Genomic DNA, 24,877 nt, shown 5'->3' on the forward strand with positions numbered 1-24,877 from the left:
GTCGCGTTGGTGCGTCGGATTTTTCCCGTTACTTCGCGTCGGGATGCTTCACGAAATACCCCAGGCCGGTCGGCTTGACGCTTTCCATCACCAGCGCATAGCTGACCCGGTCGTAGGTGCGGAACACCATCGCATGCGCGGCATATTCGTCCGGCAGGCCAACCGTGGAGCTGGACGGACCGCTGAACCCATCATCTGCACGCGAGAAGCGCGAATGCTTCACGCGGTCGCTGACCGTGCGGCCCTTGCGCCAGATCGAGAACACCGTGCCGTTGTCGATGCCCTCGCGGGCGCCGCCGGAAATGGCGATCACGTCGCGGGTGCCGCCTGCGGTGAACGCATCGGCGATGGCCAGCACGCGCAGTTCGGTCTGCACCGCCTGTTCGGACGGCGGATGTGGAATGAACTGCAGGTCGTAGGGCTGTGCTTCGACCGCGATGATGCGATCGCCCGCCCGTACTTCGCGGCCACTGTCCTGCAACAACAGGGTGGCGGCCTTGGAATTGCCGGCGGCGGCGCTGCGGGTGATCGTGCCGATGTTGACCTGGGTCAACTCATAGCCGAGGAACTCGCGGCGGGTGCTGGGTGCGATGTAGCTCTTCCAGATGTTGCCCGCGCCCTGCGTGATGTTGCCAGCCGCATCCAACTCTTCGTTGTGCTTGGGCAGGCTGAACTTCACGGTGGGGCGCACCACTGCGTAGCGCTGACCGGGCTGAGCCTCGTCCAGGCCGACCACGTAGGCCAGCTGGCCCTTGGTGGCACGCGAGCGGCTGTCCTCCAGACCCACCACATACGGCAGCTCGTCGAAGTCTTCGACCACGCGCAGGTTCTTCAGGAACGGCTCGACGTCGGCCAGCGGAATGGCGTTGATCGGTGCTTCCTGGCGCGGGCCGGGCTGTACGGTGCCCTTGGCGACGCGGTCCAGGTAGGCCAGGCTGATCACGTCACCCGGGTAGATCAGATGCGGATTCTGGATTTGCGGATTGGCCTGCCAGATTTCCGGCCACAGCCACGGTTTTTCCAGAAAGCGGCCAGCGATATCCCAAAGGGTATCCCCCTTGCGGACCACATAGGTATCTGGATGTTCGCCCACCGCTTGCGCGGCAGCGTAGGTCGCGACGGTCAGCATCGCCGCAGCGACGACCGTACGAAGTCGGTTCAACATGAGTGCCTTCTTGCCTGATTCCCCAACAGGTCCGCGCACTATAGTCCAGAAACCGGGGCGCCACGCAAGCATTGCGCTAGAATGACGCCGTCTTGCCGGCGCCGCGCCGGTGTTCCCTGACGGGTAATCCCATGGCTTTGCTCCCTATTCTCGAATTTCCCGATCCGCGGCTGCGCACCAAGGCCGTGCCGGTCGATGCGGCCGAGGTCGTCAGCCCGGCGTTCCAGACCCTGCTCGATGACATGTTCCAGACCATGTACGAGGCGCCCGGCATCGGCCTGGCTGCCAGTCAGGTGGACGTGCACAAGCGTTTCATGGTGATCGACGTCAGCGAGGGGAAGGATGCCCCGCAGGTGTTCATCAACCCCGAGATCGTCACCAGGCAGGGCGAGCAGGTGTACCAGGAAGGCTGCCTGTCGGTGCCCGGCATCTTTGCCGATGTCAGCCGCGCCGATGCGATCACCGTGCGCTATCTGGACCGCCAGGGGCAGGCCCAGGAACTGAGCACCGATGGCCTGCTGGCGGTGTGCATCCAGCACGAAATGGACCATCTGGACGGCAAGCTGTTCGTGGACTATCTGTCGCCGCTCAAGCGCGAGATGGTCCGCAAGAAACTGGCCAAACTGCGCAAGCATGTGGCTTGAGGGCCGGGATTGGGGATTTGTGATCCGGGATTGGCAAAAGCGGGTTCTTGCTGGTCTTTGAGTCCGCTGTTTCAAATCTTCGGGCGCGGATCCTGGTGTGATCTGTTTCTTGGCGTGAGTCGTCGAATCGCCATTGCCCCAGTCCGCGTGTGCAGAGCCTTGAGACTCGGGATTCGGGATTGGATAAGCCGCTGCCCGTCGCGGTTATCGAATTGCTGTTCGCAATTCCCGCTTCTCACCGCGCCTATCGATGCCGGGCAATGCCGCTTTCGGCGCCAGTCGCCAAACCTGCCCGCGCAACTGTCTACCCTATCTATCAGTTCCATGCCGCCACCGTCCCGGCTAGCACATCTGCCGTTGCGAATCCCCAATCCCGACTCCCAAATCCCAGCCCTATGAGAATTGTCTTCGCCGGTACGCCGGACTTCGCTGTCGCCTCCTTGCGCGCAGCCGCGCAGCGGCATGAAGTGGTCGCGGTGTATACGCAGCCGGATCGCCCTGCAGGCCGCGGCCGTGGGCTGACGCCATCGCCGGTCAAACTGGACGCGATTGCACGCGGTATCCCGGTCTTTCAGCCGCAGACGCTGCGCTCGCCCGAGGCCCTGGCCACCTTGCGCGCACTGCAGCCGGACCTGATGGTGGTGGTGGCGTATGGCTTGATCCTGCCCAAGGCCGTGCTGGCCGCGCCCACGCATGGCTGCTGGAACGTGCATGCCTCGTTGCTGCCGCGCTGGCGTGGCGCTGCGCCGATCCAACGTGCGATCGAGGCTGGCGACACCGAAACCGGTGTCTGTCTGATGCAGATGGAAGCCGGCTTGGATACCGGCCCGGTGTTGTTGTCGCAGCGCATCGAAATTGGCGAGCAGGAAACCGGCGGGCAATTGCATGATCGCCTGGCCGCGTTGGGTGCGCAGGTGCTGTCCGATGGCCTGGGCCTGTTACGTGCCGGCATCCGCCCGGTCGCACAGCCGCAACCGGCTGAGGGCGTGACCTACGCGCACAAGCTGGACAAGGCGCAGGCGCGCCTGGACTGGGTACAGCCGGCCGAGGAATTGGCGCGGCGCGTGCGGGCGTTTAATCCGTGGCCGGTGGCTGAAGCGATCCTGGCTGGCGAGCGCGTGCGCCTGCATGGCGCGGTGGCGCTGGACCTGGCGCATCAGCAGGCGCCGGGCACGCTGCTGGCGGCCAGCAAGCAAGGCATCGACATCGCCTGCGGCCAGGGCGCGCTGCGGGTGCGGGTGCTGCAGCGCGAAGGCGGCAAGGCGATCACCGCCGCCGATTACCTCAACGCGCGGCGCGACCTGCCGGCGCTGCGCTGATGGCCGCTGAAACGGCGGCAGCCGGTGTCGCCTCGCGCCTGGCCGCTGCCCGCATCCTGGCGGCGGTGTTCGACCAGGGGCGTTCGCTGAAAGCCGAGCTGACCGCCGCGCTGCCGGGCGTCAGTGATCCGCGCGACCGTGCCCTGGTTGAAGCGATCTGTTTTGCGGTGCTGCGCCGCCGCCCGGCCTATGACGTGGCATTGCGGCAATGGCTGGAGCGTCCGCTGCCGCCGCGCGACGCCGAGCTCAAGGCGCTGCTGATGGCCGGTTTCGCGCAATTGGATGTCTTGCAGTTGCCCGCCCACGCCGCCTTGTCGGCCACTGTGGAGGCCTGCCGCGCGCTGGGCCGCCCGCGTCAGGCCGGCATGGTCAACGCGGTGCTGCGGCGCGCGCAACGCGAGGGCTTTCCCGCTGTTGCCGACGATGCCGGCTGGCCGTCGTGGCTGCGCAAGCAATTGCGCGCGGACTGGGGCGACCAGGCCGAAGCGATCTTTGTGGAAAGTGCGCGCATGGCACCGATGTGGCTGCGTGTACAGCGCGCCCGTGTGAGCCCTGCCGAGTATGTTGCGCGGCTGGCCGAGCAGGGCATCACCGCGCACACCGACCCGGTGCTCGCCGATGCCGTGCGCCTGGACACTGCAGTGCCGGTGAGCCAGCTGCCCGGTTTTGCGCAAGGCGATGTGTCGGTGCAGGACGGCTCGGCCCAGCAGGTGGCCGATGCGCTGGCCCTGGCACCCGCAGCGCGGGTGCTCGATGCCTGCGCAGCGCCCGGTGGCAAGGCGGCGCACTTGCTCGAGCGTCACCCCCAGCTGCAGCTCACTGCGCTGGATGTGGATGCGCGCCGTCTGGAACGTGTGCGGCAGACCGTGCAGCGGACCGCTCCTGATCGCATGGTGCGCCTGCACGCCGCCGATGCGGCCGACACCGCCGCCTGGTGGGATGGGCAGCCGTTCGATGCGGTGCTGCTGGATGCGCCGTGTTCGGCCACCGGCGTGGTGCGCCGCCAGCCCGACGTGCTATTGCATCGGCGGGCAGACGACATCGATGCGCTGTGCGCCCTGCAGGCCCGTCTGCTGGATGCCTGCTGGCACACCCTGCGGCCTGGCGGGCAGTTGCTTTACACCACCTGCTCGCTGCTCAAGCGCGAAAACCAGACGCAGATTGAGGCCTTCCTCCAGCGCACCGCCGATGCGCAGGCGCATCCGCTGGGCGCGCAATTCGGCCATGCCGCCGGTGCGGGACGGCAGCGCTTTCCTGGCGAACAGCAGTGCGACGGTTTTTTCTACGCGCTTTTGCTAAAAGCTTCCTGATCCGCGTTCGCAGACATCGCCATGCTCAAGACCCGCGCTTCCAAGGATGTCTGGCTGCTCGCCATCACCGCGGTGCTGGTGATCGGCGCCGGACTGGGCCTGCGTGACCCCTGGCCATCGGACGAGCCGCGCTTTGCGCTGGTCGCCAAGCAGATGGTGCTGAGCGGCGACTGGTTGTTCCCGCATCGCGGCAACGAGCTGTATTCGGACAAGCCGCCGATGCTGATGTGGCTGCAGGCCGCGTTCTACACGCTGCTGGGCAATTGGCGGGTGGCGTTCCTGCTGCCGTCGTTGCTGGCGGCGCTGGGCACGCTGGCTTGTGTGTACGACCTGGGCCGGCGGCTGTGGACGCGGCGCGTCGGCGCCTATGCGGCGTGGATGCTGTTGTTCACGCTGCACTTCACGTTTCAGGCCAAGAAGGCGCAGATCGATCCGCTGGTGGTGTTCTGGATCACCCTGGCCAATTACGGGCTACTGCGGCACCTGCTGCTGGGGCCCGCGTGGCGCTGGTGGACGCTGGGCTGGTTCGCTGCAGGACTGGGCGTCATCACCAAGGGCGTGGGCGTGATTGCGCTACTGATGCTGATTCCGGCCGGTATCGCGGCGTTGCGTGGCTGGCCCGGCGTGCAGGTCCGGGTGCGCGACAAGCGGTTCTGGCTTGGGCCGGTGTTTTTCTTCGTCGCGATCCTGCTGTGGTTCGTGCCGATGGTGGTCACCGCGTTGACGGCCGGCGAGCCCGAGTACCGCGTCTACCTCAACGACATCCTGCTGCGGCAAACCGCCAAGCGCTACGCCAACTCGTGGGATCACGCGCAACCGGTGTGGTACCACCTCAAGGGCATGGCCACGATGTGGCTGCCGGTGATCCTGTTGCTGCCCTGGGCGCTGCCGGCCTGGCGGCGTCGGCTGCGGCGACGCGATCCGCGCTACCTGTTGCCGCTGGCCTGGTGGCTGCTGGTGCTGGTGTTCTTCACCATTCCCAATGGCAAGCGCGACGTCTACATCCTGCCGGCGTTGCCGATGTTCTGTCTGGCGCTGGCGCCGTTGGCACCGGGGCTGTTGCGCCGCGTTGGCGTGCAGCGGGTGCTGTTCGGATTTGCGCTGCTGTTGACGGTGGCCTTTGGCGCGGGCGGGTTGGCGATGCTGATCGGCCACCCGGGCTTCGAGCAGAAGATCATGGACAGCCGCGGCGTGGGCAGCGAAGCCACCGACCCGCTGGGCTGGGTGCTGCTGGCAGTGTCACTGTGGGGCGCTGCCAGCCTGCTGTTGCTGCGCGTGCGACGCTCCGCGCTGGCGGTGGCGTCCTTGCTCGGCGCGTGGTGGGTGGCGTTCGGGCTCATCTGCTACCCGATCTTCAACGACTCCAGCTCGGCCGGCGCGGTGATGCGTGAGGCCGGGCGCCGGATCGGGCCGCAAGCGCAGCTCGGGCTGGTGGCATGGAAAGAGCAGAACCTGCTGATGGCCGACCGGCCGGCGCAGACCTTCGGCTTCAAGGTGCCCTGGGAGACGCAGCTGCAGCAGGGCGTGGCCTGGCAGGCGCAGCAGCCGGCCCAGCGCTGGTTGCTGGTGCAGGAGACCGCGCTGCTGGGCTGCGTCGACCGCACTGCCAGCCAGGTGGTGGGCGTGGCCAACCGGCGCAAATGGTGGCTGGTGCCGGGCAGTGCCGTGCATGGGCCGTGCGTGGCCAATGCGACCGAGAAGGTGGTCGAAGCGAAGGAGCAGGGCAACCTGGACACCGAGTGAGGGTGTCCATACCGCAATTGCGCAGTCGTGATGCGGTCAATGACGCAGTGCATTGTCGTCTAGCCTCGATTCATGCGCCGCATCGTTAGCTTGGCCTGCCTTTTTGCCGCCGCTTTGCGACTGCACCCCTCCTTCGCCACCCACACCTGATGAATTCCTTGCCCTCACCGCACCCGCCCCTGTCGCCCGCCGTTCCTGTCGCATCGCGCGCCGCGCTGGGATTGGCCGAGCTGGGTGTGTTCGTGCTGACGGCGCTGGTTGTGAACATGCCCAGCGGCTTGCTGCCGTTCGGCGTGTGCCTGCTGGGCGGCACGCTGCTGGGGTGGCGCAGCCTGCGCGCGGGCCTGGCCACGCAGGGCTGGTCGTTGCGGGTGCTGACCGGCCTGACCGCAGTGGTGATCGCGATGTCGGTGCTGTCGATCGTGTTGTTCGAGCCTTCCGTACGCGATGTGGAAAACCGTTCGCGCTTTCTGGTGCTGCCGTGGGCAGCGCTGTGGGCGTATGCACTGCAACCGCGGCAGGTCTGGCTGTGGCGCGGCGCACTGGTCGGCGTGTTCGCGGCGATGCTGGTGGCGATGTTGCAGGTGATGAACGGTGCCGAGCGCGCAGAGGGCTGGACCAACGCGATTGTCTTTGCCGACGTTGCACTGATGTTGCTGGTGGTGGCCATCTTCTGCCGCCCAAATGGCCAGGTGCGCTGGTTGCTGGGCGCGGCGGTGGCGGCGGTGGCGGTGATCGTGCTGAGCGGTAGCCGTGGCGTGTGGTTGTCGTTGCTGGTGACCCTGGGCGTGTTGGTCTGGGGCGCGCCCTGGCAGAGCGCACGCATGCGGTTGCTGGCGTTCGTCGGCGGCGCGGTGGTATGCGTTGGCCTGGTGCTCAGCGTGCCGGGGCTCACCGAACAGCTGCGCATCGGCGAGCTGCAAAGTGATTTTCAGCGCTACGAAGTCGGCGATGCCGATTCGTCTGCCGGTGCGCGTATCGAGCGCTTGCATGTGGCCTGGGACACCTTGCAGGCGCATCCGTTGACGGGTGTTGGCGTCGGGCGCTTCGATGATGCAATGCGCGAGCTGCCACTGTGCGCGGGCGACACCTGGTTGCTGCGCTGCCATCTGGGCCACGCGCATAACGATCTGGCCGAGTGGGGCGCCACCCAGGGCATTCCCGGGTTGCTGTTGCTGATTGCCGTGTACGGCGTGCCGCTATGGATGTTCGTGCGCCTGCACCGTCGCAGCGGGCAGCGCCAGTTTCGTGGGCCGGCCGCGGCAGGCGTGATGATCGTGATCAGCTACGCGCTGTGCGGGCTGACCCAATCGATGTTCGCCCATCAGGTCTCGGCCAGCTTTTATGCGGCGATGGTGGGCATCCTGGCGGGGCTTGCCGCGCGTCAGGCGCAGCAGCATGCCGCTACCGCATCGCCAGTGGCTCAGTCCGCGCGCTGATCCGGGGCGCGCGGCGGGTCCTGCACCGGCTGGCCCTGCTGCAACAGCCACAACATGATGGTCTTCTGGCGCACATAGTTGGCACGTACGTAGGCGTAAATCAGCCCGTGCCAGCCATCGCGAAAACCACCCCGTAGCAGATAGCCGCGCCAGAAGCGCCACGCCGGCGCGAGCACCAGCTTGCTCCAGGTCGCGCGTTTGCCACGGGCGTAGTCGTACTCGGCCATCATCTGCGCATAGCGCTGGGTCTTGCCGAGCTGCTGCATCAGCGAGCGGTAGGGGTGGTGGATCAGGTCACCGCGCAAGGTGGCCACGGTGCCATCCACGCTGGCGGCTTCGTGGATCTCGCGCTTGCCGCGCCAGCCGCCGCGGCGCCGATCGAACAACCGCAGCACGCGGTCCGGATACGCATTGCCGTGGCGCAGGAACCGCCCGAAATACTCGGAGAGGCGTGCAAAGCGATAGCCGGCCGCCGCGTTGAATCCGGCATCGCGCGCGGCGAGGATCGAGGCGCGCAACCCATCGCTCACGCGCTCGTCCGCGTCCAGGCACAGCACCCAGTCGTGACTGGCCTGCGCCACGCAAAATGCCTTCTGGCTACGGTAGCCGTCGAACGCGCGGTGCAGCACGCGCGCACCGTGTGCGCTGGCAATGGCGGCAGTGGCATCGGTGGAGCCGGAGTCGACCACCACGATCTCATCGCAGAACGCCAGCGAGGTCAGGCAGTCGCGTAGGCGATCGGCTTCGTTGAACGCGATAATGCAGGCGGAAATGCGAGGCCGTTCGTCTGGGGCGGTCGATGAGGACATGTGATGGCCGAATACCTGCTGTTCGCAACGGAGCGTTACGCGTTGCCTATTCTGGCGCCATTGGCGCAGGCATTACAGGCCTCCGGCCAGTCGGTGTCGGCCTGGTTCGAAGATGGCGCGCGCGGGCTGCAGGTGCCGGGCGTGCGCGAGATTGGCCTGCGGCAAGCGCTGGCGTTGCGCCCACGTGCGGTGTTCAGTGCCGCCAACTGGGTGCCGCCGTTCGTGTCCGGCGCCAAGGTGCAGCTGTTTCACGGTTTCAACGTGCAAAAACGCGAAGACAACCGCGGGCATTTCCGCGTGCGTGGGCTGTTCGATCTGTATTGCACGCAGGGCCCGGCCACCACAGCGCCGTTTCGTGCATTGGCGCAGCGCGAAGGGCATTTCGCGGTGGCCGAGACCGGCTGGCCCAAACTGGACCCGGTGTTTCGCGATGACGGCGGACGCAGCGCCGCATTGCGCGCGCCGGCTAATGGGTGCCCGGTCATCCTGTTCGGCTCCACTTTTACCGAGCGGCTGAGCGCGGCGCCGGTGTTGTACGACCAGATTGCCGCGGACATCGCACGCGGCACGCATTACTGGCTGCTCACCCTGCATCCCAAATGTGCACCGGCGCTGTTCGAGCGTTATCGCGCGCTGGCCGGGCCCAATGCGCGTTTTGTCGAGCCTGAAGAGGTCATGGCCGCGCAGCGCGCTGCCGATGTGTTGGTCTCGGACACCTCTTCGATCGTGTCCGAGTTCGTGGTGCAGCACAAACCGGTGGTGACCTTCCGCAACCGTGTGCCACAGCCGCACATGCTGGATTTCCAGCAGCCCGAGGAATTGCCGCAGTGGCTGGCGCGCGCGCTGCAGCCAGAGGACGGTCTACGTGCGGCGCTGGCCGCGTACGCCGATGCGATCCATCCGTTTCGCGATGGGCTGTCGTCCGAGCGCGTGATCGCCGCCACCGAAGACTTCATCGCCGGCGAGATGGGCCGCTTGCGCCGTAAACCGCTGGGCGCGCAATGGCGGGCTCTGCAGATCCGTCGCGCGCTTGGCTATTGGGGCCCGTCGCGGCGCTGATCACCGGCGCGTCCATCGCAAGCCGCCATTACCAGCGGAGTTTGCGACGCGCCAACGCGGCGCCGAGCTGGGTCTGCAAGGCCTGCGCGTGGGCCAGCGGCACGAAGCGCAGCCGCAAGGCCGGGCCGGTGGCACTGGCACCGGCGGTATCCAGCAACAAGGTTGCGGTGCCGGAGAGCCGGTCCAGCGGCGAGCGCTGCAGTTGCAGCGCTTGCAACTTGTCCAGTTCGGCCAGCCGCCACCAGCGCTTCCACCAGCCGCCACGCACCGCCACGTAGCGCGCATCCAGCGCGTAACCCATGCGCTGCACCTGGCGGTAGGCCTTGAAGGCGCTCCAGGGTAGCCACAGCAGCAGCCAGCTCGCCTGCGCACCGAAACGCCAGGCCAGCACGGCGGTCAGTGGCAGCACCAGCAGCACGGTGGGCAGGCTCAGCCGCCACCAGCAATGCGTGGCCACCGGCTGCCATGCCGCAGGCGGCCAGGCCACGTCGGGCAACAGCTGCTGCAGCAGGGCGTCGCAGCGCTGCGGCTCGGCGATTGGCGCCAGTTCCTTCAGCGCAGCCCCGTCGTTGTCACCGGTGGCCACGGCGGTATCCACGCGCAGCTGGCGGCGGCCGAACAGGGCATGCAGGCGGCTTTCGTACAGCGTCCAGGACTGGATGCGGCGCAGCGCCACGCTGCTACGGATGCGGGTCAGCAGACCGCGTTCCACGGTCAGGCGGCGCTCGGATTCGCTCAGGTGAAAGCCGTGGTACTGCGCCACGGCCAGCGCCACCGACAAGGCCCGCATCGCGACCAGCACCACCAGCATGCCGAGCACCACCAGCGTCGCAGTCACGGCGGTGCCGGGATGGATTTGCGCCACATAGCGATAAGCCAGTTCGCCGTTGTGTTCGACGAAGTTGGACACCGTGCGGCGCGGAATCATCTGGTACAGCACACCAAAACCGGCGGCGACCACCACCATGCCGCGGTTGGAGATCAGCCCCAGACGGATCACCTCGCTGGTGGGCAGGCGCAGCAAGGTGCCGACGTCGGGCGCCTGGTGTGCAGTGGCCGGCTCGGCGGTGTGCGCGCGGCGGCGGATCAGGTCTTCCAGCGCCAGCGCTTGATCCAGCCGCAACACGCGCATTTCCGCTTCCGGCTTGTGCCCGCCGGCCGATTCGAGACGTACCTCGGCCACGCCGGCCAGCCGGTGCAGCAGCGATTGGTGCACCACCACGTTGTGGATGCGGGCGAACGGGATGTCGCGCCGGCTGCGCTCCAGCAAGCCGCTGCGGATCGCCACGCCGTCACTGCCGATGCGGTAGCGGTAGGTGAAGTAGCGCAGCACCGAGATGGCGACGAGGACTGCGATCACGATGCCGGTAGCCAGGTGATCGGCCGAGTCGCGGCTCCCATCGCGGCTGCCGAATAAAATCAACGCCGCCAGCGGGATCAGGAACTGGCGGATCTGCTGCAGCAACACGAACAGCCACGACAACGGGTGCAGCCGCTGCTCGTCATCGGTTGACGCATCAATCGCGCTCACAGGGCGTCGTCGTCGTGGTCGAGCTGGTGGGCGAGGCGGTCGCGCAGCCGTTCGGCATCGCGCTGGTCCAGGCCGGAGAGTCCCACGGCGTTGAGCCGGCTACCCGCGGTATGCACCACCAGCGTGGTGAGGCCGGTGGCGCGCTCGATCGGGCCGCGGCGTAGGTCCAGATGCTGCACGCGGGTGATCGGGATCCGCGTTTCGCTCTGCCACAGGTGGCCGCGCTGCAAGGCCAGGCCGTGGTTGTCGAGCTTCCAGCGCGTCAGCCGGTGGCGTTTGAGGGCCAGCCACGCACCCAGCCCGGCCGCCAGGAGTACGGCCACCACCATTGCCGGCCAGTACTGCCAGGCCTGCAGCGCGACGCCGAACACGCCCAGTGCGAACAGGCAGGCCACGCTCATGCCCAGCGCACCCTTGACCCCGGCTACATAGGCGCCGCGGCGTGGCAGCGGCTGCCATTGGGCATGGTCCACCGTGTCGGGCTCGGCCGGCGCGGGCGTGGCGTGGAGGTCGTCGGGAAGCGGGGGTGGGGCGTCGTGCACACAGCGGGCCTGCGGGAAGCGGTCCGCCAGCATAGCCGGGCGCCGCGCGGGCGCGCACCCGGTAGCCGGCTTACTGGGCCGCCAGGATCAGCGCGTCGACATCCAGCGCATGGCCGGCGCGGGCCGCCTTGGTGCGCAGGTACTGCTCGTTCTCCGGCGTGATGTCGCCGGTGACCGGGATGCGGTCTTCCACCACGATGCCGGCGGCGCGCAGCCGCTCGGCCTTGGTCGGGTTGTTGGTCAGCAGGCGGATCCGGCTGATGCCCAGGCCGCGCAACATCGCCACCGCACTGCCGTAGCGGCGCTCATCCGGGCCAAAGCCCAGCTGCGCATCGGCATCGATGGTGTCCAGCCCGGCGTGCTGATAGCCGTACGCGCGCATCTTCGAGGCGATGCCCGTCCCGCGGCCCTCCTGGTCCAGATACAGCAACACGCCGCCGCCGAGCTCCTTGAGCTTGGCCAGCCCGTGCCGCAGCTGGTCGCCGCAGTCGCACTTGAGCGAGCCGAACAGGTCGCCGGTGAGGCAGGACGAATGCACGCGCACCGGCACCGCACTGCCCAGATCCGGCTGGCCCACCACAATCGCCACCTGATCGCGCTGCGCCACGCCACCGCGGAACACCACGAACTCGCTCATGCCCAGGCCGCGCAACGGCACCGGGCTGCGGGTAACCAGTTCGTAGCCAGCCGCCGCCGAGGTGGCGCAGCCGCTGTCCAGGTCGTCCAGCGCCAGTGACTGGCAGCCGGCGAAGGCGGCGCGGTCTTGCTCGCCGGGCAGCTCCACCGCCAGCATCGCCGGCAGCAGCAGCCCAAGCCGTGCGATCTCCACCGCGCCGGCGTCCAGCGCATCGCCCGGGGTCCACTGCGACGGCACCGGGGTATCGCGCAGATAGGAGAGTGCGGCGAGCTGGTCGTAATCGTGGCTGGCCAGCGCCACACGCGCACCCTGCGGGGCCACCAGGCCCAGCACCTGTGCGCGGGTGGGGGTCACGAACAGGTAATGCCGGCCCTGCGCGGCGCGCGCGAAGGCCGTGTACGACTGCGCCGTGCTGCTGTCCAGCCCGAGCACGGCGCGGGTGTGTCCCTGCGCATCGGTGATGAGTACCGGGCGGCCCGCACGCAGTTCGGAGGCGGCGCGCTCGCAACGGATCGCGGCCGGGTCACCGAAGGGTTGCGCGCTGGGGGAGGGAGAGGGACTGCTCATGCACGACTCCAAATGGGGACTGCCACGACCGCTTCAAGGCAGGCACCAGCGCAACCACACGCTGCGTGCCTGCGCCATTGTCGCGTGCCCGGCAAGCGTCGGTAGCCACGGGCGGATGGAACGCTGCGTCTGTGGCGGACCTGGACTGTGTGGCAGGCGGGGCCACCATTGGTTGCACCACTGCCGCGTTGTTCATCGCCCGGCAATGCTTTTTAATCCGTCCAACCCTTGCCTCTGCCTGGATGCCATGCACATCGTCGACTGCAGCCATGCGCGCCACGCCGGCGCGATCCTGGACATCTTCAACGATGCCATCGCCCATTCCACGGCGCTGTACGACTACCGGCCACGCCCCGCGGAGAGCATGGTGGGCTGGTTCGCCACCAAGCAGGCCGGCGGCTTTCCGGTGATTGGCGTGGAAGACGCCGATGGCACCTTGATGGGCTTTGCCAGCTACGGCACGTTTCGCGCCTGGCCGGCGTTCAAGTACAGCGTGGAGCATTCGATCTACGTGCACCGCGACCATCGCGGCAAAGGCCTGGGGCGCACCTTGCTGCAATTGCTGATCGACGCGGCGCAGGCGCGTGGCGTGCATGTGCTGGTCGGCGGCATCGACGCCAGCAATGCGGCCAGCATCGCGCTGCACGAACAGTTTGGCTTCACCCATGCCGGCACCGTGCGCGAAGCCGGCTTCAAGTTCGGTCGCTGGCTCGACCTGGCGTTCTATCAACGCATCCTCAGCACGCCGAGCGACCCGCACGACGATTGAGCTGGGAGCGATGACTTAGGCCGAGAGCACTCGGAAGCGCTGTCGCGGCGCCTGATCTGTTTTGAAATGGACGCTCGCGGCTAAGCGCTGGCTCAGCACGCGCAAGGCAGAGCGTTTCTCGCAAGCGCGCGCCGCACTTCAATGCGGATGCCGCTCGGTCGCATACGGATTGGGCTCGCCGCTGCCCGGCGGACGCAGCGTGTAGCGCTTGTAGGTCCACTGGTACTGGGCGGGGTCACGGCGGGCGATCCGTTCGATGCCGGCATTGAGCGCGGTGGCCGCACGCACCGGGTCGGGGTCGGCCACCGCCGGCTCGGCCGGCTGCACATGCAGGGCGAATTGCAGATCGTCGCCGGCGCGCTCGCACCAGCCGTACAGCACGGTGGCGCCGGTGCGCTCGGCCAGCCGGTTGACCAGGGTCATGGTCAGGGCCGGGATGCCGAAGAACGGCGCAAACACGCCATCGCCCATCTTCGGCTGCTGGTCGGGCAGGATGCCGACCGCGCCACCGTCCTTGAGCACCTTGAACAGCTGGCGCACCGCCGGGCCTTCCGCGCGCACCTGGCGCACGTTGTCGCCGCCACGGGCCAATTGCAGGAAGCCATCCACGGCATCGGAATCCGGCGGGCGGTACACGATGGCGATCGGGCCGCGTTCGGACAGCCACTGATTGAGCAATTCCCAATTGCCGAAGTGCGGCGCCGCCACGATCACCCCGCGGCCCGACGCCAGCGCCGCGTCGTACAGCTCCTGCCCATTGCGCTGCAGCCGCGCCAGGTTCTCGGCCGGCGGGCGGGTCCAGGTACGCAGCACTTCCAGGGTCTGCCGGGCGGTGGAGCGCAGGATCTGCGCATGCAGCTGCGCGCGCTGTGCCGGTGCCAGTTCCGGGTAAGCCAGTTCCAGGTTGCGCCGCGCCACGCGGCTTTCGCGGGCATCGAGCTTGCGCCAGCTCCAGGCCAGCGTGTCGGCTACGCGCTTGAGCAACGGCCAGGGCAGCCGGCCCACGGTGGCGGCGGTGACATACAACAGGCGGGCGCGGACATCAGGTTTCATCCGGGCAATTCTAAACAGCGCTGCCGGCGATGACCCGTACGTGACAGCACTGGCCGCACTCGGCATGCTCGTGCCGCCCGACTGACTGAGGTGTTGCCCATGCTTGCACTGATCCAACGCGTCACCCGGGCCTCGGTCGCGGTCGAGGCGCAGGTGGTCGGGCAGATCGGCCCCGGGTTGCTGGCCCTGATCGGTATCGAGCCCGGCGACACCCCGCCACAGCTGCGCCGCCTGGCCGAACGCCTGCTGGGCTATCGGGTGTTTTCCGACGAGGCCGGCAAGATGAATCGCTCACTCGCCGACACCGGCGGTGGGCTGCTGCTGGTGAGCCAGTTCACCCTGGCCGCCGACACCAAGGCCGGTATGCGGCCGAGCTTCAGCACCGCCGCGCCGCCAGAAGAGGCTGAACGGGCGTTCAATCAATTGGTGGCGATCTGCCGCGAAAAACATTCCGGCGGGGTGGAAACCGGCCGCTTCGGTGCCCATATGGTTGTCGACCTGGTCAATGACGGCCCGGTGACCTTCCTTCTCAGGCCCTAGCGCGCCTCACTCAACCAGCTGCCTGTCTTGATTCCGGCAGACCGGGCTTCACGCTGGTATAATGCTAGGTTCTCTTTCCAATCTCAAAGCCGGTGGCGCGAGCACTCATGGCCAACGAACGTCCTGCCCAGCAATCCGACATCAAGCTACTGATCAGCAAGGGCCTGGAACAGGGCTATCTGACCTACGCCGAAGTCAATGACCACCTGCCCGACGACCTGGTCGACCCGGAGCAGATCGAAGACATCATCAGCATGATCAACGGCATGGGCATCGATGTCCATGAAGTTGCGCCCGATGCTGAAACCCTGCTGCTCAACGATGGCAACACCGGCAACCGCGAGGTTGACGACACTGCCGCCGAAGAAGCCGCCGCCGCGCTGACCGCGCTGGACACCGAAGGTGGTCGCACCACCGACCCGGTGCGCATGTACATGCGCGAGATGGGCACGGTCGAGCTGCTGACCCGCGAAGGCGAAATCGCCATCGCCAAGCGCATCGAAGAGGGCCTGAGCCAGGTTCAGGCCGCACTGGGTACGTTCCCGCTGTCGACCGAAATGCTGCTCGCCGATTACGAAGCGCACAAGGAAGGCAAGAAGCGTCTGGCCGAGATCGTGGTCGGCTTCAACGACCTGATTGAAGAAGCCGACGCTGCCGCCGCTGCACTGGCCGCTGCCGGCCCGGTCGCCGTGGACGAAGACGCGGTCGATGAAGATGACGACGAAGACGGCGACGACGACGCTGCCGAGGAAGAGGCCGGCCCGACCGGTCCGGACCCGGTGGAAGTCGCCACGCGCATGGAGAACCTGGCCAACGAATACGCCAAGTTCAAGAAGATCTATGCCAAGAACGGCGCCGAGCACAAGCTGGTGGTCAAGGCGCGCGAAGACATGGCCGCCATCTTCACCACGCTCAAGCTGCCGCTGCCGCTGACCGACGCGCTGGTCACCCAGCTGCGTGGCGTGGTCAACGGCATCAAGGACCACGAGCGCAAGGTGCTGCACCTGGCGACCACCGTGGCACGCATGCCGCGCAAGGACTTCATCCGCTCCTGGGAAGGCAACCAGACCAACCTGGAATGGGTGGAAGACGCCCTCAAACGCAAGCAGAAGTGGTCGTCGGCGCTGCGCGACGTCAAGGACCAGATCGTCTCCGAGCAGCAGGGCTCGATCGAGATGGAAAAGGCCAACTACCTGACCCTGGGCGAGATCAAGGAGATCAGCCGTGCGATGGCTTACGGCGAAGCCAAGGCGCGCAAGGCCAAGAAGGAAATGGTCGAGGCCAACCTGCGTCTGGTCATCTCCATCGCCAAGAAGTACACCAACCGTGGCCTGCAGTTCCTCGACCTCATCCAGGAAGGCAACATCGGCCTGATGAAGGCCGTGGACAAGTTCGAATACCGCCGCGGTTACAAGTTCTCGACGTATGCAACGTGGTGGATCCGTCAGGCCATCACCCGTTCGATCGCCGATCAGGCGCGCACCATCCGTATTCCGGTGCACATGATCGAAACGATCAACAAGTTGAACCGCATTTCCCGCCAGATGCTCCAGCAGTTCGGCCGTGAGGCCACGCCGGAGGAGCTGGCCAAGGAAATGGACATGCCCGAGGACAAGATCCGCAAGGTGATGAAAATCGCCAAGGAACCGATCTCGATGGAAACCCCGATCGGCGACGACGAGGATTCGCATCTGGGCGACTTCATCGAGGACACCAACGTGGAGTCCCCGATCGACAACACCACCAACATCAATCTCTCCGAGACGGTGCGGGACGTATTGGCCGGTCTGACCCCGCGGGAAGCCAAGGTGCTGCGCATGCGCTTCGGTATCGACATGAACACCGATCACACGCTGGAAGAGGTCGGCAAGCAGTTCGATGTCACGCGTGAGCGGATTCGCCAGATAGAGGCCAAGGCGTTGCGCAAGCTGCGTCACCCGAGCCGTTCGGAACAGCTGCGGTCGTTCCTGGACATCGACTGATCGCGTAGCGGTCAGCGCACCTCGGTTCCACAACAGCCCCGCTCATGCGGGGCTGTTGCGTTATAGGTAGGCATCCACGCTCTGCAGTTCGCAGGAATCAACGCAGGCAGTACACCAAGCACGCTGCCTGGCGTGTTCACGGCACGCGCACGAAGCTACACAGGCCCGCAACATTAAGGGCGCGTTTCCCGATTACTCACGTATTTTTCTAGCGCCACGCCCTACCGTGCTAGTCGAATGGAAACGAGAGCGCCACCATGAGCAGGCAAAGCCGATTCGAAACCACCACCTACCGCGACAGCGAGATCCGCGTGCGTGTGGAACAGGCGTCTGTCGGTGCGAAGTGGACGCTATGCGTGGATGTGTACGTTGCCCGCGGCAAACGGTTGCCACGGATCAGCGAGCAGAACGTGGAGTACGACAATTACCAGGATGCCATCGCGCACGGCTTTCGTACCGGCCGCGCGCTGGTGGATGCGCAGCAAGAAGTGGCCGATGCGTGAGTGGTTGGTTGTTGTCGAGGACCACGAGTGCAGCGGAACAACCAGTACAGCAATACGCAAGTGCGGCAATGAGCGCGTTGTAGTGCTGGCCTGAAGCAGCCGGTGACGAAGGTCCGATGCGCAGCAGAGACGCCCAGCCAACCGCTGGGCTTTTTTGTGGGCGTGGCACAGCCGGGCGGCTGTGCTTTTTGCAGGTAAGCGCAGACAGCGAAGCGGCCGGGCAGGTAAACTTTGCCGACTCTGGGGGTAGCTGATGCATGCAGCACCGACGAGCCACGCGACGCAGGGCCTATAGCTCAACGGTTAGAGCAGAGGACTCATAATCCTTTGGTTCCAGGTTCGAATCCTGGTGGGCCCACCATTAAAACAGGCGCTTAGTGGCGAGCTGAGCGCTTTTTTTGTGGGCTCTGGAGAAATCCCAGGGAGTAATAGCGGTGCTTGGGAGCTTTTACGAGCGCGGGCGAATGGTCGTAGCGCTGTATGGTCGTGGACGAGACATGATCGTCTTTTTTAATCGATCGTCTTAAGCAGCGCGTCAATCGGCGCTTGTGGATTGAGCGGATCATCAGCGATCTGTCTGTCAGGCGTCAGCCACGTCGGTCGCCGAGCTCCGGACGGGCGATCCAGCACGAAGCGTGGATAGGACAGTACAAGGCCGGAGTTCGGAAGTATCAGGGTCCTGACGCCGCCGCTCTGTCGCGTCCTGACCGATTGACCGACACCGACCAAGTTCCCGAAGCGGTAGTCTTGGACGACATTAGAGAACAGCACTGCGGAGGAGTAAGTCAGTGGGCCGACCAGCACGTTGACCTCTCCCGTGAAGTGCGCCGCTTCCGAGGTTGCTGGTTGCACGATGGACTCGATCGTTCCTTCCACAAGCTGCCCGGCGACTTCGCCCGGCCCTGGTGTCAGCACGCGTTTGATGTAATGCGAACCGTGCCGGTAAGGTTGATCGGCGATATAGCGGAGAATGCCGTCGCGCCACATGTCGTCATCCCCACCGCCGTTTTCGCGAATGTCGATAACTAGGTGATGGACCTGTTCTTTGGCCATTTTCGTAAAGCATGCTTCCGTAAACGCGAAAAAGCGGGCCTTGTCTGGCCAGAAGAACGTGCTCACTGTCAGCACGGCGCCTGTACCTCTCATTTCGCAGCGGAACAGCCGCTCGAAGCTCGCGTCGCGCTGCAGGACAGCGGGGAGTACCGTGCGTGAGGCAGGCAGCTGCTCGCGACCTCGCCGGTCAGCAAATTCCAGATCAAAGGTCGCTGGTGTGCCGTAGACCTTGGCATAGAAGAGCCACCAACGTTGAGACAGAAGCGCTGCGCGGGAACTTGGCGTATCGCCGTGAGTGCGATTCAGCAGCGTACGTACGACTTCTTTGGCCGGCACGCCATTGATACGACTGATAGAACGCCCGGCATCGGCGGACGGGGCTCCACCGAGTAGCGCAATGAGGCGCAGACGTCCGGATGCCGCTACGGAGACCTCGAAAGGAAACCACGGTGCCCCGTGCTCGGTGGCTGAAGCGGCCGAAGCTCGCCAGTCGGGCAGGCCGATGAGAAGGTGGCCGTCGGCCAGCACGGGATTGAGCTGGGCCAGCACAGACCAAGCCTGTGTCTGATCCATCGGCCGGTCCAGCTCACGCGCGATCAACCTGGCGGTGCGGCGTAGTGTCGCTTTGTCCACCGAGTGTCCAAGGTCAGGATGATTCTTCTCGATGGCGTCGATCGCGGTCTGTAGGTCGGCACGCAAATCCGCTGCAGAAATGACGGAAGCAGGGGGTGCGGCAACTGCGGATATGGCAGGCGCTGTCACCAGCACCAGGGCTGCCAGGCCCAGGGTCTTCCATAAATCGATCGACACATTTGCTCCAGGCGGTTGATGAAGCGCGTCTTGCCGTACGCTGCTTGTGTTTAAATAATGCACACATATTTCAACAAGCGTCTATAGCCATGCGTACATCACCTCGGCATCTCATTTCCCGGCCCGAGCAAGTGAGACTCCTTAGCTCGTCAGTGCGGCAGGAGATTGTCGACACGCTCGCGTCTCTTGGAGGAACGGCAAGTACGGCCGAACTCGCTGAGCAGTTGGGTCGGCCTGCGGACGGCTTGTACTACCACCTGCGCGAACTGGTCGCCGGTGACTTACTCACGGAAGTGGCCGAAATTGGAGGCGAGCGTGTCTTTCGCCTGGCGGGCGAAGGCGCCGGCCCGGTTCGCCTGGTCTACGACCTAAGTCGCCACGGCAATGCAGACGAGTTAGCACGTTTCGCGCGTTCCTTGTTGCAAGTGGCGCAGCAGGACTTCGAGGCCGCGCTCAAGGCTGACGGTGTGGTCACTGAGGGCAAAAGGCGCGAACTGTGGGTCTCACGCAACAAGGGCTGGCTCAGCGACGATGACATCCAGGAGGTCAACGTGTTGCTGGAGCGACTCAGCGCGCTGACCAGCCAGCCCAAAGCCGAAGGCCGCAATCGACTCGCGAGTCTTGCGTTCGCCCTCGCGCCGACCAAGCCGCAGCCAAAGCGGCGCGGCACGCAGAGCGCCAATCCCGGTAAATGACAAGCAGCTCACGTGTTTTTGCGACGTCTGCGGGAAGCGCAATCGTCGCCCCGTCACGCCTGCGCTCTTCATAGGGCCATCTCGATGCGCTGCTGCAGGGGGCAGAAGTGCCCGCCGATCTTGGTGACATGGGAGCTACTGTTCCTTTACTAGAGCCTGCCGCCCCCCGATTTTTTCGCGGGGCGGTGCAAGGTGTCGCCGCTGCACTCCTAGTCCTGAGAAGGGACGGTATAGAACGCACCGCTAGCGCAGAGAAAGCGGAGATTCGCTTTGTCGAGGTTGCGCTACAGCCGCTGTCATTCCAGGCAACGTTTGGGGCTGATCCGCAACAGATCTACGCGCGGGCAGAAGACATGATCGAGGACGCGATCGTGCTGCTGAAAGCGCGAGGAGATTTGACCCCGTTGCATTGACTGCTTGCACATCAACACCTGCCTTCGATGTGCAGCGTTTCGCGGATGACAACGCGCCATCGCATCCTTACGGCGATCAACCCTGTCAAGCAAGGAAGAAATTGCTGCCATCTACCGCACTTAGTCGCACCTAAACAACGTTCGATTAAACGGACGACCTGTGGATGACCAATGGGCTTTCCAGCACGCTAGTTCGCAGCATTGTCGCAGGTGCGCTGCCTACGGTGACTGCAACAAAACGTGTAGTTTCGGCTTGCGTGCCACTTTCAAAAAGCTTCGACCTTCTAAGCGCAATAATCAATGGATGACGAAGAGCGTCGTGCAATATCAAGCCAGTGGCCCACTACAACAAGAAGACCAAACGTCTGAAAGAGATGTCCCGTCAAATTACCGAAGGCTTCGACGGGCAGCTTCCCGATGCCAAGGAGGACCTGCTGAAGCTTCAGGGCGTAGGGCTCAAGGCTGCCAGCCTGATCATGAACTTCATTTTCGACGAGCCATTGATCGCGGTCGACACGCATATCCATCGGTTGCTCAATCGTTCGGGCATCGTCCATACCACGTCTACCGACGTCACGACGCGAAAGATCGATGAGCTCACATCAAAGAACTACAAATGCCATGCACATGAGTGGTTAATCCAGCACGGCATGCAGATCTGCAGCGCTAGAAACCCCAGGTGCCAGGAATGCGTGATCCAGTCCCACTGTGAGTTCTACGCTGAGCGACAAGCGGTTTGAGCCGCCCACTGCTCTCGGGCAAGTAGATGACCGCGAGGGACTAGGGAAGAGCCCCGCAGAGCACCCGGCGTCAACGGTTCTGCGATCGGGTTGCAGCAAATTTTAGTGGCTAACCCATTGATCTGTTGGGTAAGTTGCCTTGCTTCATAGTCGTCGGTTCCAGGGTTCGCATCCTGGTGGGCCGTCACGCTTTCAGTCGCGTCCCGCACCGCCCATGCCGATACGTGCGGCGATGTCGCCATAAGTTCAAAGCTGATAGAGCACAGCCCTGGCCGAAGACGGATCTGCAGAGGCGCTTCGTGGTCTGCACGCCACTAGCCTGCATGCGTCTTGGGTTCCTCGGTCTTTGCTGTCAAACGAGCACGACCGCATTCGCGGTCTGCAGGGCGCTATGATCGAGACTGCTTCCCTGGTCCTCGACTATGCTCATTGCACCGTATCCGAAGAATGAGCAGGCGCGACTTCGCCTCCTGCGTCAGCTCGATATCCTGGACACAGCGGCAGAAGAGGTCTTTGACGAGATCACGCGCGAGCTGGCCGAGAAATTGCAGGTGTCCACTGCATTGATTTCTCTGGTGGACGCAGACCGGCAATGGTTCAAATCCAGAGTCGGTCTCGATGTCTGCGAAACATCGCGGGACGTGTCGTTTTGCGCGCATGCAGTGGGTGCGGGTGACTCGCTATTTGTGCATGACGCTTTGACGGACGTTCGATTCAAGGACAACCCGCTCGTCCAAGGTCCGCCCTACATTCGCTTCTATGCAGGGATACCGCTGCGCAGCGAAAACGGTCTGGTCGTAGGAACCCTCTGCGCCCTCGACGCACAGCCAAAAGAGCTGAATGAGGACGAGCTGCGGTTGATGAATCAGCTGGCGGAAAAGGCCAGCCATTATGTCTTTAGCCGTTTGAAGAGCGACCTGTCATCGAACCAGGAAGCGGATGCGAAGCAGATAGGCTTCGACTTCTCGCCAATCGCCATGGCGGTGTTCGGTGCCGATGAGGCGCTGGTCGCTGTCAACGCAGCGTGTTGCGCGTTATTGGGAACGACCAAGGCGGCGTTGCTTGCTTCTTCCGCCAATGCACTCTGGAAAGGCGATTCCGACGAACGCTTAAGCTTGAAAACGCGCGCCCACGATAGCGGTGTCCTTCCCGTCACCTTGAACGCGGGCAGCTTCTCGGGCAAGCGGGTCTGGCTGCAGGTGGTGACGAATGCGCAAACCGCACCGTCTTTTGTTGCACTTCTCTATCCAGAAAACGTGGGTGCGTCGTGGTCGAAACTCTAGGCTTTGCGCGTTTCGGGTTAGGCCGCCTCTTCGGATTCAGATTCCTTTCCTGTCGACAAGTAGATGCATGAGCGGCACACCTCATAGGGCGGGAAGCGCATGGTAGTTCCCTTCAATTGGCAACGCGTCATTCTAAGATCTGTTCCCTATTTTGCGGCGGCAATGATCCTGTTGATGGTCGGCACCAACGCCTACCAGACATGGACGGGATACCGTTCCGCATTGGACGCGGCTCGTAGCACAACTGAGAATCTTGCCCACTCTGTGGGGCAACATGCGGATGATGCAATCAAGGACGCTGACATACTCTCCATGAGCGTGGTGGAGCGAATCGAAGGTGATGGATTCGAGAACATCGACAGGAATCGGCTCCATCTTCTCTTCCAGCGTCAGGTACGCAGCCTTCCGCAATTGCACGGAATCTTCGTCTACGACGAAAAGGGTAACTGGATAGTCACCGACAAGGACAAAATTCCTGCGTCAGCCAACAATGCCGACAGAGAATATTTCCACTATCACAAGGCGCATGCGGGTGAGCGTGTGCACGTCGGCCCTGTGATTGCAAGTCGTTCGACCGGCGAGCTGATTATTCCGGTGTCCAGGCGAATCAATAACAAGGATGGAAGCTTCGGCGGGGTTTTTCTAGTGACTCTTCGCGTGCAGTACTTCAGTAGGTTCTATGCCGATTTCAGAATGGACGAGCAAGGTGTGATCGTTCTCGCAGATCAAAACGGAACCATCATGGTGCGTCATCCATTCGACACGAACATGATTGGCAGAAGTATCGCCAAGGGCGATATCTTTTTGAAGTACCTGCCGCATGCATCGCGGGGCGTGCACATGGTGGTTGCGATCACTGACAAGGTGGAGCGTATGTATGGCTACGAACGCCTCAATCGCTATCCGCTTGTCGTACTGGCCGGCAAGTCAAAGCGTGCAATTCTTGCGTCGTGGTACGAGAGTTTGTATGGCTCATTGATCATGCTCTGTCTGATCCTTCCGATTCCAGTCCTCTTTGCGACCCTTATTTCGCGCCAGATAAAGACAGCGCTGAAAGTCGAAGATGAGCTGCGACTGGCGTATGCCGCAGTGGAAGCCATTGCCATGCAGGACAGCCTGACCGGTCTGGCGAACCGCAGGCAGCTTGATGTGGTGTTGCCCGCCGAGATCAAGCGCGCAAAGCGAACATCGCAGCCGCTCGGCGTGATCATGGTCGATATCGATTATTTCAAGCGGTACAACGACTATTATGGCCACCCTGCAGGCGACCTCTGCATCAAGGCAATCGCCAATGTTCTGAAGAACCACACGCGGCGCGCTGGCAATCTCGCTGCCAGGTACGGTGGAGAAGAGCTGACTGTGTTGCTTCCCTCATGCGACCGGGCTGCGGTGATAGCAGCAGCCGAGCGCATTGTGGAGAGTATTCGTGGGCTGCAGATTGCGCACGACGACAGTCCGGAGGGCTACGTCACTGTCAGCGTCGGGGCATATAGCTATAGCGCGTTCAACAAGGAGGTCGATGCAAGCGGGCTATTGAAATGCGCCGACGATGCGCTTTACGCGGCAAAGCAGGCTGGACGCAATCGCGCCCGCTTGAGCGCGTAGCCAACGCGTGCCGCAGTGGGCTCAACCGCTCAGGATTGGGTGCTAGGAATCTGCACTCCGCACGCTATTCTTACGGCGCTGGAAAAACGAGGCTAGGTGGCTCTGCGCCAAGGTTTTCCGGCGGGAGTCAAATAAAAAGGAAAGCACTTAGCGTATTGGTCGATAAGGCAAATTGTGGGACTCGGCTTTTCGCTTTGCCCAGCGAGGTCAGTGCGTGAACTTGTGCAGTAAGCCCGAAAACAGCGCAAGTTCCTCTTCACGCCAGCCTTTCAATCTCGAATAGAACGCGGTTGCTTTCACCGCTGCGGCTGATGCGACACGAGCGGCGCCCTCAGGCGTGAGCGCGTAAAGGGTTCCCCGCCCGTCCAGTGGATCGGCCGATGACGTCACCAGGCCTCGATCGCATAACGCCTTGGTCAACCGGCTGATTGCGCTTTTGTCCATCTCCAGCCGCTGCACGAGCTGCGAAGCGCTAGCGCTACCTTGAAGCGAGATGACTACTGCGACGCGATAGGCGGCTGGTTGCATGTCCGGGTCAAATGCAGCAGAGGACGCAGCCATGACCGCACGCGACGTGGCCAGCAACACATTCAATTCTTCGCCGATCTGTCTGACCAGCTTTTCGCGCTTAGCCACGGTACTGCCTCACTAGTTGCGTTTCATCAA

Annotated in this window: 22 protein-coding genes, 1 tRNA gene and 1 pseudogene; 16 read left to right on the forward strand and 8 right to left on the reverse strand. The window is 64.1% G+C overall.

Annotated elements, in window-relative coordinates; translation table 11 throughout:
• Positions 1–28: 28 nt before the first annotated feature.
• Entirely contained in the window at positions 29–1,165 is a 1,137-nt protein-coding gene (locus QRM89_RS15565) for a LysM peptidoglycan-binding domain-containing protein (RefSeq protein ID WP_011038832.1), read from the reverse strand.
• A 131-nt stretch (positions 1,166–1,296) separates the two neighbouring features.
• Between QRM89_RS15565 and def the strand changes: the two genes are divergently transcribed.
• The 5 genes from def (at position 1,297) to QRM89_RS15590 (ending at position 7,620) form a co-directional block, all read left to right on the forward strand.
• Positions 1,297–1,809, forward strand: a complete 513-nt coding sequence (gene def / locus QRM89_RS15570) for a peptide deformylase (protein WP_285448421.1) — start codon at positions 1,297–1,299, stop codon at positions 1,807–1,809.
• Between the two features lie 395 nt (positions 1,810–2,204).
• Positions 2,205–3,128, forward strand: coding sequence for a methionyl-tRNA formyltransferase (fmt, locus tag QRM89_RS15575; protein ID WP_285448422.1), 924 nt, complete (start codon positions 2,205–2,207; stop codon positions 3,126–3,128).
• A complete protein-coding gene (gene rsmB / locus QRM89_RS15580) occupies positions 3,128–4,438 on the forward strand; it encodes a 16S rRNA (cytosine(967)-C(5))-methyltransferase RsmB (RefSeq protein WP_285448423.1) in 1,311 nt (436 codons plus the stop codon). The genes fmt and rsmB overlap by 1 nt, the downstream gene beginning before the upstream one ends.
• A gap of 21 nt (positions 4,439–4,459) precedes the next feature.
• Positions 4,460–6,181 (forward strand): glycosyltransferase family 39 protein, encoded by a 1,722-nt coding sequence (locus QRM89_RS15585; protein ID WP_285448424.1) that lies wholly within the window; start codon positions 4,460–4,462, stop codon positions 6,179–6,181.
• A gap of 149 nt (positions 6,182–6,330) precedes the next feature.
• Positions 6,331–7,620, forward strand: coding sequence for an O-antigen ligase (locus QRM89_RS15590; protein ID WP_285448425.1), 1,290 nt, complete (start codon positions 6,331–6,333; stop codon positions 7,618–7,620).
• Here QRM89_RS15590 and QRM89_RS15595 read toward each other — a convergent pair.
• Positions 7,605–8,429 carry a glycosyltransferase family 2 protein gene (locus QRM89_RS15595; RefSeq protein WP_075287777.1) on the reverse strand — a complete coding sequence of 275 codons (825 nt, stop codon included), beginning with the start codon at positions 8,427–8,429 and terminating at the stop codon, positions 7,605–7,607. The two genes, QRM89_RS15590 and QRM89_RS15595, sit on opposite strands and share 16 nt — an antisense overlap.
• Here QRM89_RS15595 and QRM89_RS15600 point away from each other — a divergent pair, their 5' ends adjacent.
• The gene (locus QRM89_RS15600; RefSeq protein ID WP_285448426.1) at positions 8,430–9,488 is read left to right on the forward strand and encodes a CDP-glycerol glycerophosphotransferase family protein; all 1,059 of its coding nucleotides are present in this window, start codon (positions 8,430–8,432) and stop codon (positions 9,486–9,488) included. It begins immediately after the preceding gene.
• 28 nt (positions 9,489–9,516) lie between these two features.
• Here QRM89_RS15600 and QRM89_RS15605 read toward each other — a convergent pair whose 3' ends face one another.
• The 3 genes from QRM89_RS15605 to ribA are packed head-to-tail and all read right to left on the reverse strand — an operon-like array spanning position 9,517 to position 12,765.
• On the reverse strand, positions 9,517–11,019 hold the full coding sequence (locus tag QRM89_RS15605) for a PH domain-containing protein (protein WP_070693431.1): 1,503 nt from the start codon (positions 11,017–11,019) through the stop codon (positions 9,517–9,519).
• On the reverse strand, positions 11,016–11,594 hold the full coding sequence (locus tag QRM89_RS15610) for a PH domain-containing protein (protein ID WP_285448427.1): 579 nt from the start codon (positions 11,592–11,594) through the stop codon (positions 11,016–11,018). Before QRM89_RS15610 ends, QRM89_RS15605 begins: the two co-directional genes overlap by 4 nt.
• Before the next feature lie 37 nt (positions 11,595–11,631).
• Entirely contained in the window at positions 11,632–12,765 is a 1,134-nt protein-coding gene (gene ribA / locus QRM89_RS15615; protein ID WP_115003783.1) for a GTP cyclohydrolase II RibA, read from the reverse strand.
• A gap of 247 nt (positions 12,766–13,012) precedes the next feature.
• Between ribA and QRM89_RS15620 the strand changes: the two genes are divergently transcribed.
• Positions 13,013–13,534, forward strand: a complete 522-nt coding sequence (locus QRM89_RS15620) for a GNAT family N-acetyltransferase (RefSeq protein ID WP_014506404.1) — start codon at positions 13,013–13,015, stop codon at positions 13,532–13,534.
• 138 nt (positions 13,535–13,672) lie between these two features.
• Here the strand turns inward: QRM89_RS15620 and QRM89_RS15625 are convergent, their stop codons facing one another.
• Positions 13,673–14,587 (reverse strand): lauroyl acyltransferase, encoded by a 915-nt coding sequence (locus tag QRM89_RS15625; protein ID WP_100666294.1) that lies wholly within the window; start codon positions 14,585–14,587, stop codon positions 13,673–13,675.
• A 99-nt stretch (positions 14,588–14,686) separates the two neighbouring features.
• Between QRM89_RS15625 and dtd the strand changes: the two genes are divergently transcribed.
• From dtd to QRM89_RS15645, 4 genes and pseudogenes are all read left to right on the forward strand, one after another.
• Complete coding sequence (gene dtd, locus QRM89_RS15630) at positions 14,687–15,127, forward strand: D-aminoacyl-tRNA deacylase (RefSeq protein WP_285448428.1); 441 nt, start codon at positions 14,687–14,689, stop codon at positions 15,125–15,127.
• A 107-nt stretch (positions 15,128–15,234) separates the two neighbouring features.
• Entirely contained in the window at positions 15,235–17,109 is a 1,875-nt protein-coding gene (gene rpoD / locus QRM89_RS15635; RefSeq protein ID WP_103700390.1) for an RNA polymerase sigma factor RpoD, read from the forward strand.
• A 202-nt stretch (positions 17,110–17,311) separates the two neighbouring features.
• Positions 17,312–17,612, forward strand: a pseudogene (locus QRM89_RS15640) (hypothetical protein).
• Between the two features lie 285 nt (positions 17,613–17,897).
• A tRNA-Ile gene (locus QRM89_RS15645) sits at positions 17,898–17,973 on the forward strand.
• A 149-nt stretch (positions 17,974–18,122) separates the two neighbouring features.
• Here QRM89_RS15645 and QRM89_RS15650 read toward each other — a convergent pair.
• Positions 18,123–19,475 (reverse strand): S41 family peptidase, encoded by a 1,353-nt coding sequence (locus QRM89_RS15650; RefSeq protein ID WP_285448429.1) that lies wholly within the window; start codon positions 19,473–19,475, stop codon positions 18,123–18,125.
• An 89-nt stretch (positions 19,476–19,564) separates the two neighbouring features.
• Between QRM89_RS15650 and QRM89_RS15655 the strand changes: the two genes are divergently transcribed.
• The 5 genes from QRM89_RS15655 (at position 19,565) to QRM89_RS15675 (ending at position 24,211) form a co-directional block, all read left to right on the forward strand.
• Positions 19,565–20,170, forward strand: a complete 606-nt coding sequence (locus QRM89_RS15655) for a helix-turn-helix domain-containing protein (RefSeq protein ID WP_115003786.1) — start codon at positions 19,565–19,567, stop codon at positions 20,168–20,170.
• Between the two features lie 107 nt (positions 20,171–20,277).
• Positions 20,278–20,583, forward strand: a complete 306-nt coding sequence (locus tag QRM89_RS15660; RefSeq protein ID WP_285448430.1) for a hypothetical protein — start codon at positions 20,278–20,280, stop codon at positions 20,581–20,583.
• Positions 20,584–20,918: 335 nt separating this feature from the next.
• Positions 20,919–21,323, forward strand: a complete 405-nt coding sequence (locus tag QRM89_RS15665) for a hypothetical protein (protein ID WP_285448431.1) — start codon at positions 20,919–20,921, stop codon at positions 21,321–21,323.
• Positions 21,324–21,745: 422 nt separating this feature from the next.
• Positions 21,746–22,606 carry a GAF domain-containing protein gene (locus tag QRM89_RS15670; protein WP_285448432.1) on the forward strand — a complete coding sequence of 287 codons (861 nt, stop codon included), beginning with the start codon at positions 21,746–21,748 and terminating at the stop codon, positions 22,604–22,606.
• 99 nt (positions 22,607–22,705) lie between these two features.
• On the forward strand, positions 22,706–24,211 hold the full coding sequence (locus QRM89_RS15675; RefSeq protein WP_285448433.1) for a sensor domain-containing diguanylate cyclase: 1,506 nt from the start codon (positions 22,706–22,708) through the stop codon (positions 24,209–24,211).
• Between the two features lie 207 nt (positions 24,212–24,418).
• Here QRM89_RS15675 and QRM89_RS15680 read toward each other — a convergent pair whose 3' ends face one another.
• Positions 24,419–24,847: a MarR family transcriptional regulator gene (locus tag QRM89_RS15680; protein ID WP_285448434.1), complete on the reverse strand. Its 429-nt coding sequence runs from the start codon at positions 24,845–24,847 to the stop codon at positions 24,419–24,421.
• Positions 24,848–24,877: the final 30 nt, after the last annotated feature.

This window comes from Xanthomonas sp. LMC-A-07, assembly GCF_030208825.1.
Classification (GTDB): Bacteria; Pseudomonadota; Gammaproteobacteria; order Xanthomonadales; family Xanthomonadaceae; genus Xanthomonas; species Xanthomonas campestris.

Excerpts from the sequence above, each read along its gene's own strand:
- QRM89_RS15610 (WP_285448427.1), bottom strand. The coding sequence starts at position 11,594 with ATGCTGGCGGACCGCTTCCCGCAGGCCCGCTGTGTGCACGACGCCCCA.
- QRM89_RS15565 (WP_011038832.1), bottom strand. The coding sequence starts at position 1,165 with ATGTTGAACCGACTTCGTACGGTCGTCGCTGCGGCGATGCTGACCGTC.
- fmt (WP_285448422.1), top strand. The coding sequence starts at position 2,205 with ATGAGAATTGTCTTCGCCGGTACGCCGGACTTCGCTGTCGCCTCCTTG.
- dtd (WP_285448428.1), top strand. The coding sequence starts at position 14,687 with ATGCTTGCACTGATCCAACGCGTCACCCGGGCCTCGGTCGCGGTCGAG.
- QRM89_RS15625 (WP_100666294.1), bottom strand. The coding sequence starts at position 14,587 with ATGAAACCTGATGTCCGCGCCCGCCTGTTGTATGTCACCGCCGCCACC.
- QRM89_RS15590 (WP_285448425.1), top strand. The coding sequence starts at position 6,331 with ATGAATTCCTTGCCCTCACCGCACCCGCCCCTGTCGCCCGCCGTTCCT.
- QRM89_RS15655 (WP_115003786.1), top strand. The coding sequence starts at position 19,565 with ATGCGTACATCACCTCGGCATCTCATTTCCCGGCCCGAGCAAGTGAGA.
- QRM89_RS15620 (WP_014506404.1), top strand. The coding sequence starts at position 13,013 with ATGCACATCGTCGACTGCAGCCATGCGCGCCACGCCGGCGCGATCCTG.
- QRM89_RS15670 (WP_285448432.1), top strand. The coding sequence starts at position 21,746 with ATGCTCATTGCACCGTATCCGAAGAATGAGCAGGCGCGACTTCGCCTC.
- def (WP_285448421.1), top strand. The coding sequence starts at position 1,297 with ATGGCTTTGCTCCCTATTCTCGAATTTCCCGATCCGCGGCTGCGCACC.
- QRM89_RS15595 (WP_075287777.1), bottom strand. The coding sequence starts at position 8,429 with ATGTCCTCATCGACCGCCCCAGACGAACGGCCTCGCATTTCCGCCTGC.
- ribA (WP_115003783.1), bottom strand. The coding sequence starts at position 12,765 with ATGAGCAGTCCCTCTCCCTCCCCCAGCGCGCAACCCTTCGGTGACCCG.
- QRM89_RS15585 (WP_285448424.1), top strand. The coding sequence starts at position 4,460 with ATGCTCAAGACCCGCGCTTCCAAGGATGTCTGGCTGCTCGCCATCACC.
- rpoD (WP_103700390.1), top strand. The coding sequence starts at position 15,235 with ATGGCCAACGAACGTCCTGCCCAGCAATCCGACATCAAGCTACTGATC.
- rsmB (WP_285448423.1), top strand. The coding sequence starts at position 3,128 with ATGGCCGCTGAAACGGCGGCAGCCGGTGTCGCCTCGCGCCTGGCCGCT.
- QRM89_RS15675 (WP_285448433.1), top strand. The coding sequence starts at position 22,706 with ATGGTAGTTCCCTTCAATTGGCAACGCGTCATTCTAAGATCTGTTCCC.